Source organism: Streptomyces sp. NRRL S-31 (assembly GCF_000718775.1).
GTDB lineage: Bacteria > Actinomycetota > Actinomycetes > Streptomycetales > Streptomycetaceae > Streptomyces.
Genome location: NZ_JOCB01000024.1, coordinates 43655 through 56558 on the forward strand (window position 1 = coordinate 43655; position 12904 = coordinate 56558).

Annotated in this window: 15 protein-coding genes; 1 reads left to right on the top strand and 14 read right to left on the bottom strand. The window is 71.5% G+C overall.

From position 1 onward, the window contains the following. Positions 1 to 96: 96 nt before the first annotated feature. From IF37_RS0112285 to IF37_RS0112350, 14 genes are all read right to left on the bottom strand, one after another. Positions 97 to 1080: a carbohydrate kinase family protein gene (locus tag IF37_RS0112285; RefSeq protein WP_030740584.1), complete on the bottom strand. Its 984-nt coding sequence runs from the start codon at positions 1078 to 1080 to the stop codon at positions 97 to 99. A gap of 298 nt (positions 1081 to 1378) precedes the next feature. Further along, the gene (locus IF37_RS0112290; RefSeq protein WP_052845133.1) at positions 1379 to 1786 is read right to left on the bottom strand and encodes a holo-ACP synthase; all 408 of its coding nucleotides are present in this window, start codon (positions 1784 to 1786) and stop codon (positions 1379 to 1381) included. A gap of 46 nt (positions 1787 to 1832) precedes the next feature. After that, positions 1833 to 2996 carry an acyl-CoA dehydrogenase family protein gene (locus IF37_RS0112295; RefSeq protein ID WP_052845134.1) on the bottom strand — a complete coding sequence of 388 codons (1164 nt, stop codon included), beginning with the start codon at positions 2994 to 2996 and terminating at the stop codon, positions 1833 to 1835. Continuing rightward, the gene (locus tag IF37_RS0112300; protein ID WP_030740591.1) at positions 2989 to 3597 is read right to left on the bottom strand and encodes a hypothetical protein; all 609 of its coding nucleotides are present in this window, start codon (positions 3595 to 3597) and stop codon (positions 2989 to 2991) included. Before IF37_RS0112300 ends, IF37_RS0112295 begins: the two co-directional genes overlap by 8 nt. Beyond that, the gene (locus IF37_RS0112305; protein ID WP_030740593.1) at positions 3594 to 4427 is read right to left on the bottom strand and encodes a hypothetical protein; all 834 of its coding nucleotides are present in this window, start codon (positions 4425 to 4427) and stop codon (positions 3594 to 3596) included. Before IF37_RS0112305 ends, IF37_RS0112300 begins: the two co-directional genes overlap by 4 nt. A 12-nt stretch (positions 4428 to 4439) precedes the next feature. Further along, positions 4440 to 4700, bottom strand: a complete 261-nt coding sequence (locus tag IF37_RS0112310) for an acyl carrier protein (RefSeq protein ID WP_030740595.1) — start codon at positions 4698 to 4700, stop codon at positions 4440 to 4442. A 31-nt stretch (positions 4701 to 4731) separates the two neighbouring features. Beyond that, positions 4732 to 6012: a type III PLP-dependent enzyme gene (locus IF37_RS0112315; RefSeq protein WP_030740598.1), complete on the bottom strand. Its 1281-nt coding sequence runs from the start codon at positions 6010 to 6012 to the stop codon at positions 4732 to 4734. Continuing rightward, positions 6009 to 7409, bottom strand: a complete 1401-nt coding sequence (locus tag IF37_RS0112320) for an ATP-grasp domain-containing protein (protein WP_030740599.1) — start codon at positions 7407 to 7409, stop codon at positions 6009 to 6011. The genes IF37_RS0112315 and IF37_RS0112320 overlap by 4 nt, the downstream gene beginning before the upstream one ends. A gap of 5 nt (positions 7410 to 7414) precedes the next feature. Then, positions 7415 to 8365: a 3-oxoacyl-[acyl-carrier-protein] synthase III C-terminal domain-containing protein gene (locus IF37_RS0112325; protein WP_030740601.1), complete on the bottom strand. Its 951-nt coding sequence runs from the start codon at positions 8363 to 8365 to the stop codon at positions 7415 to 7417. Positions 8366 to 8374: 9 nt separating this feature from the next. Continuing rightward, entirely contained in the window at positions 8375 to 9202 is an 828-nt protein-coding gene (locus IF37_RS0112330) for an SAM-dependent methyltransferase (protein WP_030740603.1), read from the bottom strand. Positions 9203 to 9223: 21 nt separating this feature from the next. Beyond that, a complete protein-coding gene (locus IF37_RS0112335) occupies positions 9224 to 9463 on the bottom strand; it encodes a phosphopantetheine-binding protein (protein ID WP_030740605.1) in 240 nt (79 codons plus the stop codon). Positions 9464 to 9480: 17 nt separating this feature from the next. Continuing rightward, positions 9481 to 9897, bottom strand: a complete 417-nt coding sequence (locus tag IF37_RS0112340; protein WP_030740608.1) for a holo-ACP synthase — start codon at positions 9895 to 9897, stop codon at positions 9481 to 9483. Between the two features lies 1 nt (position 9898). Continuing rightward, positions 9899 to 10747, bottom strand: coding sequence for an aminoacyl--tRNA ligase-related protein (locus IF37_RS0112345; protein ID WP_052845135.1), 849 nt, complete (start codon positions 10745 to 10747; stop codon positions 9899 to 9901). Beyond that, positions 10747 to 11613: a diiron oxygenase gene (locus tag IF37_RS0112350; protein ID WP_030740615.1), complete on the bottom strand. Its 867-nt coding sequence runs from the start codon at positions 11611 to 11613 to the stop codon at positions 10747 to 10749. The genes IF37_RS0112345 and IF37_RS0112350 overlap by 1 nt, the downstream gene beginning before the upstream one ends. 642 nt (positions 11614 to 12255) lie before the next feature. On the opposite strand from IF37_RS0112350, the gene IF37_RS0112360 reads away from it, so the two are divergent. Continuing rightward, positions 12256 to 12744, top strand: coding sequence for a hypothetical protein (locus IF37_RS0112360; RefSeq protein WP_030740618.1), 489 nt, complete (start codon positions 12256 to 12258; stop codon positions 12742 to 12744). Positions 12745 to 12904: the final 160 nt, after the last annotated feature.

Genomic DNA, 12904 nt, shown 5'->3' on the forward strand with positions numbered 1-12904 from the left:
GGACGATCACCGTACGACCGCTCGCGGTACGCCGTGGCGCGTCCCGGCGAAGGCCCGGCGCGGGGTCACTCCCCCCTGCCCCGGGCCCCGCTGCCGTCAGAGCACCTCCGACAACCGGGTGCGGATCCGGGCGGCCGCGGCCGTCCCGTACGTCTCCTCGATCCTGATCAGCAGGTCGGCCGCGGAGAGTTTGTACTCCTGCGTCCCGACCGACTCCAGGGCGACGGTGGCCAGGGCGCAGCCGAGGCGGGCCGAGTCCTCCGGCGGCCAGTCCCAGGCCGCCCCGGCGAGGAAGCCGGCCCGGAAGGCGTCGCCGACTCCGGTGGGGTCCTGGGCCCGGGCCGTCGGCACGGCCCGGACCACGAGGTCCGGACCGCCCTCGCCGTTGATGGTCACGCCGTCGGGCCCGGCCGTGACGATCCAGGTCCCGACGCGTGCGAGGATCTCCTCCCGCGTCCAGCCGGTCCGCTGCCGGAGCAGGGCGGCCTCGTACGCGTTGGTGAACAGATAGCGGGCGCCGTCCACCAGCCGTCTGGCCTCCTCGGCTCCGACGCGGGCGAGCTGCTGGGAGGGGTCGGCGGCGAACGGGACGCCGAGCGCGCGGCACTCGTCGGTGTGGCGGAGCATCGCCACGGGGTCGTTGGGGCCCACCACCACCAGGTCCAGCCCGTCGGCGTGCCGGGCGGCCGTTTCGAGCCGGATCAGGCGGGCCTGCGCCATGGCTCCCGCGTAGAAGGTGGCGATCTGGTTCTGATCGGTGTCCGTCGTACACACGAAGCGGGCGGTGTGCAGGGTGTCGCTCACATGGACGAGGCCGGTGTCCACGCCGTTCGCCTCCAGCCACCGGCGGTATTCGGCGAAGTCGGTGCCCACGGCTCCCGCGAGCACCGGGCGCAGGCCCAGGCGTCCCAGCCCGAGGGCGATGTTCGCGGCCACTCCCCCGCGTCTGATCTCCAGGGTGTCCGCCAGGAAGGACAGCGAGACCCGCGCCAGGTGGCCGTCGACCAGCTGGTCGGCGAAGCGGCCCGGGTAGACCATCAGATGGTCGGTGGCGATGGATCCGGTCACGGCGATACGCACGGTGTCTCCTCCTACGGCACGCCCGGGCACGGCGGCGCCGGGGGATGGTTCGGGCGTCCGCGCGGCCGTCCTCGGACGCGTCCGTCAGGGGCCCGGTCCAGGTCGTCGGCGGTGGAGCGGAGGGCGCGGACCGCAGGCCGGCCGACGACCTCGCCGACGGTGTGGCCGGCCCGCCGCGCCCGTCCGGTCCGCCGCGCCTCCGCGGTGCGGGGACGGAGGACTCCGCCGCGGCCCCGGCGGTGACGGCTCCCGCCCCGGCGGCGTGCCGGGAACGGCGGGCGCGGCGGAACGCGGCGGGTCAGTCGTCCGGCCGGTCGCCGTGGTGCCGGCACGGCGCCGGCACCCCGATCGCCGCGGCGACGACGAAGCCCTTCTTGTGCGTGATGGACAGGTTGACGGCGCCGATGCCCCGTTCCCGCGCCCTCCGTGCGGCGGTTCCCGACAGCCGCACCACGGGGGCCCCGTCGTCCGCGCGCAGGATGGCCACCTGACGGGGGGTCACCCCCGCCCCGACCCCGGTGCCGATGACCTTGAGCGCGGCCTCCTTCCCGGCGAACCGGCCGGTGAGGAACTCCCGGGCGCGCTCCGCGCCGAAGGAGTCCGCGAGGGCCAGTTCCTCGGCGTCGTAGACGTACGCGCGGAACCAGGGCCGGCCGAGCAGGTCACCGAGTTCGCCCTCGGTCATGACGTCGATGCCGATCCACACGGCTCGCTCCCTGTCTCCTTTCCCGGTCCCGGTGCGGGGGCCGGGGTCATGCGAGGAAAGTGCCTTTGGCCATGCCCTGGAACACCGCCAGCCGCTGGATGTGGCCGGTGCCCTCCATGAACTCGAAGGCCCGCGCGTCGCGGTAGAGCTTGCCCAGCCAGGGGTCCTCGAGGAGGGAGGCGGGGCCGAGGAGGTCGGCCGCGGCGCGCGTGGCGGCTTCGGCCAGTTCGGCGGCTCGCGTCTTGACGCCCGCGATGCGGTCGGACCGCACCTTGCCGCCGTCGATCGCGGCCGCGATGTCGTAGTTCTGCCGCCGGGTGGCCTGGAGCCGGTCCTGGAGGTCCTCCAGCCGGTCGCGGGCGGCTCCGCGCAGTGCCGGCCGCTCCCGGCGGACGTGGTCCAGGGCGGCCCGGGTCAGGCCCAGGGCGGTGCCGGCGAGGACCGGGCGGAAGCGCTGGAGGGTGCGGATGGCGCCCACCAGTCCGCGGCGGCTGGGCCTGAGCGTGTCGTAGCCGAGGATCTGGTCCCGCTCGATCCTGATGCCGTCGAGCGTGATGGCGGAGATGCGCGCGCCGCGCATCCCGACGGTCGGGATCAGCTCGGCGTGGAAGCCGGGGTCCCGGGTGTCGACGAGTACGGCCTCGATGCCCAGCGGTCCGGGCGCCCGGCGGCAGAACACCACTCCCCACCGGGCGAAGGCGCCGTTGCCCACGTAGCGCTTGGCTCCGCTGAGGCGGAAGCCGTCCCCGTCGGGGGTGAGGGCGGTCTCCAGCTCGGTGGCCGCCGATCCCTTCGCGGGCTCGGTGAGGCCGAAGAACGTCCAGGTCGCCTCGGGGCGGCTCATCCGTTCGTAGTAGGCGTGCCGCTGCTTGTCGTCGGCGAGCGCGTCCACCGCGGCCCCGGACATCAGCGGGCCGGGGCAGGCGAGCATGAAGCCGGCGTCGCCGTAGCTCAGTTCCTCGATGGTGACGGTGTGCTCCAGACAGGAGCGCATGTCGTAGGTGTGCTCGCCGATGCGCAGCGGGGCGTCCAGGTGTTCCAGGGGGATGGTGCAGACGCGCATGAGGCCGGCCGCGGGGAGGTGGAGCCACCGGTCGATGGCGGTGGGGTCGCGGTCGATCTCCATGCCGGGGCCGCGCAGTTCCGCGGCCGCGTCCCTGACATGGGACCGCAGCACCTCCGTCCGCTGGGGCAGCGGGGGCTCACTCACGGCCGGCTCCCTCCTCGTGCTCCTCGGGGTGCAGATAGGTGTTGCCGAGCAGTTCGGCCGCGTGCAGCAGCCGGCCGGGGCCCTCGGCCGCGAAGCTGCTCGCGCCGTACAGCCCGAGCGCGGTGCGGCCTGCGCCCACCAGGTCCCGGTGGATCCGCCGCCGGCGCTCGGCGGTGGGCCGGGGCAGGTCGAGGAGGTCCCGGGTCTCGGACAGGGTCAGGGCCACGTCGGCGATCGTGCCCCGGACGAGCTGCCGGCCGAGCAGGGACGCTCCCTCCGAGGAGCGCCCGTCGAGGCGGCTGACGGCGCCGTCGAGGACGTCGCGCAGCAGCCGCCAGTGCAGCCGGAGCAGCGCGTCGTGGAAGGCCTGGAGCGCCCGGGCGTCGGCCGGCGGCTCGTCCCGGGCCGCGGCGAGGGTGCCCGAGCTGCCGGGGACCGGGGCGCCGCCGGGCAGACGCTGTGCGGAGGCGACGGTCCAGCCGGCCGGGGAGGGCACCGTGCCGCCGGGTACGGCCTGTTCGTGGCAGTCGTCCAGTTCCCCGGCGAACGCGTCCAGCCATCGCGACACCGGGGCGGGGAGAGCGGTGTCCGTCGTCGTCATCGCTCCTCCTGCGCCGTGTCCCGCGTCCGGTCCGAGTGCAGTACCGCGATGTGGGTCCCGCCGGAGAGCGGGTCGGTGTCGCACAGCAGCACCGTGTCGTACCGCTCCCGCCAGTCGGTCCAGTGCCGGGCCAGGGCCAGCCAGACGCTCGTGCAGTACGTGCCGGGGTTGGCGTGGAAGGAGGGCACGTCCCGGCCGAGCCCGTCGCTCTCCAGCCAGGGGCCGGTGACCAGGAGCGTGCCGTTCGGGTCCTTCGCGGTCAGCTCGCCGAGCCGGGCGGCGGCGGACTCGGTCGCCGCGACGGACTCCACCCGGGCGATCCGCGGGCCGCCGCCGGTGCCCAGGACCAGGAGGACCCCGGAGTCGACCAGGTGGTTGTCGTGGACCAGGGGGAACCGGGTGGGCAGGGTGGTCTGTTCCAGGACGGCGAGCACGGCCCGCTCGCTGCGGCCTGCCCGCTGGAACGCCGAGACGGCGCGCAGCGCGGTGAACGGCGCGGCCAGCCCCTGCTGGTGGATGCCGAAGTTGACGGCACGGCCGCCCAGCAGCCGGTCCAGGTAGGGCGCCATGGCGGTGAACGGGGTGATGTCCGGCAGCGCGTGGGCGACGATCACCAGGTCGGGCTCGCCGTCGCGGACTCCGGGGGCGGCCACCAGCCGGTCGAGAAGGTCGCGGTGGCTGACGTGGGGCGCGGAGCGCAGCAGCGTCTCGTCCACCTCCAGGCCGAAGGGCTCGACCAGGTCACGGTAGTAGGAGAGGGTCGCCGGGGACGGTTCGGGGGACCTGCGGGGCGGTGCCACCACCCCGCAGGCGGCAAGGAGGGCCGGCATGCGCGATCAGCCTCATACTCCGCTGGTGGTCTGCTGGGACAGGACGTAGTCGGTGAGCGTGCCGACCGACTTGAAGTCCTCCATGTCGAGGTTCTCCGGGTCGACGGAGACGTCGATGGCGTCCTCCAGCGCCATCAGCATCTCCAGGATCGAGGTGGAGTCCAGGTGCAGGTCCTCGAAGAGCCGGACCTCTTCGGTCAGGCCGGTGACGGACTGCTCCAGGACCTCGCTGAGCGCCTTCTCCACGGCGACGACCACGTCGTGACGTTCCATTGCCGATCTCCTCCTTCGGTGCCGGGTTCCTTCAGGGGCGGGTGAAGTCCACGATGCGCTGCTTGTCGAGCAGGTCCTCCGCACGGTCCCGTGCGCGGACGAGGTGGGCGGTGCCGTCGTGCACGAGCACCTCCGCGGGGAACCCGTGGCTGAGGAAGAGCCCGGGTGAGGCGGTGGGTCCGTACGCGCCGGACAGTTCGACGCCGATCAGGTCGCCGGGCTCGACCGGCGGCAGCCGGACCTTCTTGCCGATGACGTCGTTGGGGGTGCAGAGCGGTCCGGTGACCGTGTAGGTGTCGGCGGGTTCGTCGCCGTGGCGGCTCAGCGACCGGATCGGGAAGTTGCGCTTGACGAAGCTGCCGATGCCCACCGCGGCCATGTGGTGGTTGGTGCCTCCGTCGGCGATCACGAACTTCTCGCCCATGGACTCCTTGACGTACAGCGTGCGCACCACGTACGTGCCCGAGGCCGCGACGAGGTAGCGTCCCAGCTCGTTGATCAGGCGGCAGTGCGGGTACTTCGCCGTGAAGGAGGCGACGGCCTCGTTGATGCCGGCGACCGCGGTCCCGACGTCGAGGCTCTTCTCGTTGTCGAAGTAGGCGACGCCGAACCCGCCGCCGAAGTCCACGGTCTCGGGGACGATGCCGAGCCGGTCCGACAGCTCGGCCGCCAGGGCGAGGATCTCGCGGGTGTTGTGCACGAGGTCGTCGGCGTTCAGGAAGCGCGTCCCCATGTACGCGTGGAAGCCGCGCACCCGCACCCGGCGCAGTCCGGCGAACAGCTCCCGGGACTGGCGCAGCGTGTCGGCGTCGATGCCGAACTGCCGCGGCTTGCCCCCCATCGCCAGGCCGGACCCCTTGGTGTGGAAGTCGGGGTTGATGCGCAGCAGCACCGTGACGTCGTCGCGCCCCTGTGCGGCCGCGATCTCCTCCAGCAGCGCGACCTCGTCGAGGGATTCGCACACCACCGCGTGGATGCCGGCGGTGACACACGCCTCCAGCTCGGCCCGGGTCTTGCCCGGTCCCAGGAAGATGACGTTCCCGGGCGCGATGCCGGCCCGCCGCACCGTCATCAGCTCGACCATCGAGGAGATCTCGGCGCCGGCCCCCAGCGAGGCGAGGTAGCCGCACACGCTGATGTTGGGGTTGGCCTTGAGGGAGTAGAAGATGTCGACGGCCGGGTGCAGCCGCTCCCTCAGGGAGGTGTAGACGGAGTGCAGCACATCGGCGTCGTAGAGGAACAACGGAGTGCCGAACTCCTCCGCGATCCGCGACACCGGTATGCCCTGGACCTGTGGTTCCCGACTGCTCATGGTGTCCTCCCGGCTGCGTCCAGGCGGCCGAGCGCGGCCTCGACCCGGTGGTCCAGCTCGTCAAGGCCCTCGCGGTCCCCGGCGAACAGCATCGTGTAGAGCCGGCCGTTGAAGTGGGCCGCCGGCGTGGTGTCCGGTACGCCGGCGGGCGCGGCGCCGGCCTGGGCGTTGACCGTCCCGAAGCAGGTGATGACGAGCCCGTCCCGGTCGTGCGGCGGTTCGGCGAGGGCGCCGAGCGCGTCGGTGACCGCCTCGAACGGGAGCGGTCCGGCGAGCCGCAGCGGGTAGTGCCTGGCCAGGGCCACTCCCCCCGGCCGGCCGAAGCGCTCGGTGACGCGTCCCTGGTAACTGGACATGTTCAGCCGGGCGTTGATCTCCAGGACCGGGTAGACCAGGTCGTCCGCTCCCAGCAGTGCGTCCACGCCGACGACGCCGAAGAAGCCGTCCGCGTACAGGCGCGCGCCCAGTGCCTCGGCCGCCGCGGTCAGCTCGTCCTGCTGGGCGGGGGTGAGATCGGCGGGCATGATGTGGCCGAGGTGCACACCGCCGGCTGTGAGGGCCTGCTTGACGAAGTCGGGGCGCACCCGCCCGCGGCGGTCGACGGTGAACTGGTAGTTGATGTCGAAGCGCTTGGGCAGGAACGCCTCGACGACGACGTGCAGCGCCTCGTCACCGGTGTTGACGGCCCTGCGCTCGACCATGCGCAACAGCCGGTCGGCCTTCTTGCGGCTGTCCAGGACCAGCAGGCCCTTGCCCGAGACCCCGTAGGCGTCCTTCACGATGACCGGTCCGCCGCCGCGCAGTCCCTCGTCCAGCGCCTGCCGCAGCTGTCCCACCGTCTCGCAGCAGGAGCCGGGGATCGTGCGCAGGCGCAGTTCCTCGGCCACGCGGCGGCTGTAGATCTTGCTGTTGACGCGTTCGTAGGCGGCGGCGCCGGGCACCGCGGGGCGCAGCCCGGTCAGCTCGCCGATGCGTTCCTCCAGCACGGAGTTGCCCATGGGCATCAGATAGGCGCCGTCCCGGGCGATCCGGCGCAGCCGCTCCAGGAGTCCCGGGGAGTCGAGTACCGCCGCTCCGGTGCCGCCGTCCGCGGCCGGCGCGTCGGTGACCAGCTCGGTGGGGGCTCCCAGGCCCGTCTTCTCGGCGTAGCCGCGGTAGCCCTCGTCCAGCGGGCGGTCGAGGAGGAGGTAGTCGGCCGGCTCGGCCAGGAGGGCACCCAGTTCCTCCATGCGCTGCACCGTGGCGGCCGTGGCCGAGCCGCGCGCCGCCGGGAGACCGACGTACGAGCGGGCCCACTGGTTCTCCACCTCGAAGTTGCACAGCCATACGAACCGGGCGTCCCGGTCGCCGGTGAGCGCTTCCTTCAGGCCCGCGGTGTAGCCGTCGTCGAGGGACATCGCGCTCACCGCTTCCTGTGCCGGATCACCATGGCGCCGAAGGTGGCGCCGAGGCCGACGGAGACCAGGACGTAGTACCGGCCGTCGGCCAGGCGGTCCCGGTCGCGCAGAGTCGTGTAGTTCACGAAGACGTCGGAGGCGTAGGTGTGGCTGTACTCCACGACGTTGTCCAGGAAGAACTTCCCTGGATCGGCCCCCATCTCCTTGATCGTCTGACGCCAGGAGACCATGTTCACGTTGTGGGGGATCACCAGGTCGACGTCGTCGAAGGCGAGCCGCGCCGCGTCCACGGCCTCGTTGATCACCTCGCCGAGCACGGCGCCGTAGACCTGCCCGAACCCCTGCGTCTGCTCCCTCGTCATGTCCAGGCCGGCGGCGTACTCGCCGAGGGTACGGGTCACGAAGGACAGCACCTCGTCGCCGGGGCCGCCGACGGTCACCAGGCAGGCGGCCGCCGCGTCGGCCATGATGGCGCTGTTGGGGATGAGCTGCACCTTCGGCGAGTACGCCCGCTCACCCGTGACCATCAGCGCGTACGCCCCCTCGGGGGCCTCGGCGCGCAGCAGTTCGCCCGCCAGGTCGATCGCGCCCAGACTGCTGACGCAGGCCTGGTGGGTCAGCGCGAAGCATTCCGCGTCGCGCAGCCCCAGGCCGTCGCGGATCGTCGCGGCGGTGTCGATGTGCGGCGGGGCGACGGCCTGCACGGTGTGCGCGTAAATGACGTACTCGACCCTGCGTCCCTCGGGAAGCGCCTGGAGCGCCCGGCGCGCCGCCGGGAGCACCAGGTCGAACAGGCCGGTGTCCGGGTCGAAGCGGAGCCGGTCCAGTCCGTAGATCTTGCGGAAGACCCCCACCTCGGCGCGTCTGAGTCCGAGGCTCCCGGCCACGTCGTCGATCCTGACGCTGCGTTCGGGGAGGAAGGACTCGATCCTCTCCAGCGTCGTCGCGGTGCTCACCCGGCCTCCTCAGCTGCCCGCGTACTCGGCCCGCACGAGCCAGCTGCGGGCCACGCCCGGGCGGTCGCGCGGCTGCACCTCGTACGGCCACCGGCCCTGGCCGGCGCCGGGTTCGCCGGGCTCGCGCAGGTCCCGCACCTTCCAGCCCGAGGCGGCCAGGAAGTCCTCCGGCGCGTCGGTCCCGAACAGCCACGGTGTGCCGTCGGCCTTCAGCCCCTTGAGGAACGCCTGGGAGAACGGGCTGCGCAGCAGCGCCCTGCTCACGAAGTCCACGGCCAGCCGGCTGCCGGGGGCGGAGGCCGAGCCCAGGGTGCGCAGCAGGTGGACCACCTGCTCCTCGGTGAGGAAGAACATCAGTCCCTCGGCGATCCACAGCGTCGGCCTGGCCGGGTCGAAGCCGGCCTGCCGCAGCGCGGGCAGCCAGTCCCCGGCGAGGTCGGCCTTCACCTCCACGCGTTCGACGGCGGCCCTGGCGTCCAGCCGTGCGAGGCGGTCGCGCTTCTCCTCGACGAGGGCCTGGTGGTCGATCTCGTACACCGTCGTGCCCGCCGGCCATGTCAGGCGGAACGCCCGGGTGTCCATTCCGGCGGCCACCAGGACCACCTGCCGCACGTCGCCCTCCCGCAGCACGGCGTCGACGCTGTCGTCGAAGTACCTGGTGCGTATCGCGATGAACGGGATCAGACCGCCACCGCCGTACTTGTCGAGCAGTTCGAAGCCGCGCGGCGCGGCGAGTGCGCGCGCGAACCGGTCCTCGAACAGGGCGTCCCCGGCGCGCTCCGACTCCAGGGCGCGGGCGGCCGCCGTCCACTGGGCCGTATACGAAACAGCTTCCACGTCCACTACCTCCCTGCGAAGTCAGACCGCCGCGAAAAACGCCTTCTCGATGGAGGAGAGGGTCTGGAAGTCGCGGATGTCGATGTTGTCGAAGTCGATTTCCACGCCGCTGGCGCCCTCGATCGCGTAAACGAGTTCGACGAAGGACAGCGAGTCGACCAGGCGGCTCTCGATGAGGTTCTCGTCCGGCGCGATCTCGTCCCGTTCCGGGTGCCGGCCCAGAATCCACGAACGTATTTCCTCGATACCTGCGGAAGCCATGTCCACCCCTTGATCGTTCAAGCCGATTCGAGTCGGTGTGCTTCCCCCTCCGTGGCCGTGTCGCAGAAGGCGACCGCCACGGCGAAGGGGTCGTCGTGCGCGATGCTCACTTCGATGTGCCCGACACGGGCGTCCCGTGCCAGCCGTGCGGCGCGGCCGCTCAGCCGCACCACGGGCCGCCCGCCGCTTTCCTTCAGGATTTCGATTCCGAGCCACGGCATGGGCTGCCCCACCGCGTGGAACAGTTTGAAGACGGCCTCCTTGGCGGCCAGCCGTCCGGCGATCCCCGGAATGTCCGGCCCGGTCTCCGTGAGGGAGAGCCCGAGTTCCTCCCCGGAGAGCATGCGGGGGAGGACGGGCTCCGCCTCCGGCGCCAGGAGCCGGCTCACCCGGGCGAAGGGGACCAGATCGATCCCGACTCGCCCCGGGAGCACGTCAGGAGGCCCGGCCGGCCGCCGCCCGGACGGCCGCCAGAGCCTTCCGCGCGTCGCCGTCGTACTGGTCCAGCAGGATCGCCAGCCAGCGCTCCAGACCGAAGGCGACACAGCTGGTGTAGACGTGCTCGTCGCTGTCCTCGCGGCGGATGTTGCACCGTTCCCCGAAGAAGTTGCGGTGCGTGTTGACCGAGGCGATGGCCAGGTCGCCCGCCTGGAACTCGTACTTGACGGGGCTGAGCTTCGCCAGCAGGGCGCGTCCCCCGTCGTTCTGGAAGAACGGGTCCGTCGCGGCCACCTTGTCCAGCCCGAGGGAGAGGGCCCGGGAGAACTCCAGGATGCGCTCGGTGAACCGGGCGATGGTCTCCTGGGTGTGCTCGTAGGTGCCGAGTGCGACGATCTCCCGCATCTGGAAGCTCAGCAGCCGGCGCAGTCCGCCGTACCGCTCCTCGTTGCGGAAGCACCGGTTGACCAGGGTGAGCAGGGTCTCGTCGGGGACGCGGGAGTTCTCGTGGAAGAGGTAGGCCCCGTAGCAGGTGGCGTGCGGGAGCCCGAGTCGCGCCCCGCGCAGGCTGCCGGGGGCGAACCCGCCGTCCGACGGCTTGCCGGAGCCCGTCTCGAGGTCGAGGGTGGCTCCCACCAGGGCCAGGTGGGGGAAGTTGGTGTAGACGTCGAACTTCTCCAGGTCGCCGACCGGGTAGACCGGCGGCGGGAGGATCTCGCGGGCGCCCTGCGCGCGTCCCCAGCCGGAGAAGACGGCGTCCAGCTCCTTCAGGAGGTCGGTCTGGTCCGGCGGGAGGATGACCAGCGCGTCGCCGGTGCCTACGGCCTGCTGCGTGGTGGGCGGCATCAGATGATCCCCGTCTTCTCCAGGAACTTGCCGGTCTTGCGGAAGACGCTCTGCTCGAACCGGGCGCGGGTCGGCGCCTGGAGCAGTTCCCGGCGGAGCTCCTGCGGCTTCTCCACACCCGCGTCCCGGTACACCTGCGGGTTGAAGAGCGACTCGAAGCTGTACTTCATGTAGCGCCTGATGTAGGCCGCCACATCCGCCAGTTCCCGCTCGGTCGAGTTCTTCCGGACCTCGGCGAAGAGGGCGGAGACCAGCTCCCTGCCGAAGGCGATGTGCCGGGACTCGTCCTGGTGGTGGATCCGGTTGATGGCCCGGATCGTCTTGTGCAGGCGGGTGTCCAGGGCCATCTTGGAGTTGAAGTGGTCGACCAGCTCCTCGAAGATGAGGATGCGGGTGAACACCAGCAGGCTCTCCACGTCGGAGCGGGGTATCTCCGCGCTCGCGCCCGCGGGCTGGCGGTAGATCTTCTTCCCGTAGCGCAGGCAGAACTCCGCGAAGAACCACATGTGCTCGTTCTCCTCACCGATGAAGTGGTGGAAGAACTGGGACGGGGTCTCGAACCCCGAGGTGTGGATCCTCCTCGTCACCTCGATGAGAAGCTCTCGGATGCCGTGGACGTTGAGGCTGTAGAAGTTGATGCTCTCGTAGCGGGACAGCGCGTAGAGCTGTTCCTCCGTCATCCTTTCGGCCGCGGCCGTTCCGTAGGTGGTGGTGAGTTCGGGACTCATCCACCACATGTTCCGGGGAAGTTCTTCCGGCCACTCGAACAGCTTGTACGGATTGTAGTAATCCTCGACCGACTTCGAGCTCAGCCGCTCCAGAATATCCAGGAACCGATCATTCTGATCTATCAGAACGCTGACCACGCCGCTTGTCCTCCGAGTCCGTCCGACGCAAGTGCCCGCTGACAGGAGACTTCTTGGCATGTACCGAATATCCGGTGCCGACCATGACCCTAGGTACGCTGGATGGCCGGGGCAATGACCGAAAGCGGACTGTCCTCGACCGGTCAGCCCGACCGCGCACGTCACAGCGGTGTTTCCGCACCGTCACGACCAGGTACCGGAGGGCCACCGCGGCGGCGAGCGGGAGGACTGCCTCACCCCTCGGGGGCCGCGCGGTCGCTCCGAGACAGGGCCGAGTTCGTCAAGTCGGAGGGGGCGTCCGTTGCCCCGCCCCTGAAGACCGGCCCCCGCGACCCCTGAGAGGTCGACACGACCAACGAGTGGGTCTTGTGGAACGACGGGACGAACGGCGGCAAGCACATCCGCGTCCGGTCGGCGGCCCTCACCGTTATGGGGACGGGTTGGCGGGTGATCGGCGGGGGCGGCCTCCGCGTCGGTGACCTGCGCAAGCGCTCAGCCGGGGAGTGTTCCGGCACCTGACCGGGTGACATGTCCGGCGACCCGTCGGGTTGCGGAACGCACGGGCTCTCGGTTGCCTCGTGAGCGGAACACAGGAGAGGTCCCGCGCGGAAGGGCCGGGCACTGCCCCGTCGAAGGAGTCGCATGCGTTTCACATACGTGGGTGCGGTTGCCGCCCTGGCCATCGGCTCGCTCGGACTGCCGGTTCCCGCCGCCGCCCGTGACGGCTCCGATGTCAGTATCGACTCGGGGAACGCCTACCCGGGTTCCACGGTCAGGGTCAGTACGAGCGCCTGCGACCCCGACGCGGACTACGGCAAGGGATGGTCGGAGATGGGAGGGGAATTCCACCTCTTCCAAGGCGACGAGGAGGGGGTGCTCGCCGGCGAGTTCCAGATCCCGGAGGGAGTGAGTCCGGGCAACGACACCATCACCCTGAAATGTCCGCCGCTGACCAAGGTCACGGAAACCTACCGGGTCGTCGGCCGCCCTCCGCGCGGCTCGGTCGACGCCGGCTTCGGACCGCCCGAGGACACCGGGACGGGGCGCGCGCTGAGCGGCGGGCTGCTCCTGGCGGCTGCCGCCGGGGCCGTGGTCTGGCTGCGCCGCCGCCCGAACGACGACCGGACCTGACCCCGGCTTTGCCGGCCGGTTCCCTCCCGTCGGCCCGTTCCCGGCCCGAGAACGGCATCGACCGGGTGGCCGGGGCCGCCCGCCCCCCGCGGAGCCGTGCCACCCACCCGCTTCCACGCACCGCCGTACCGCCATGGGGCAGGGGCTTGATCGCGATGGC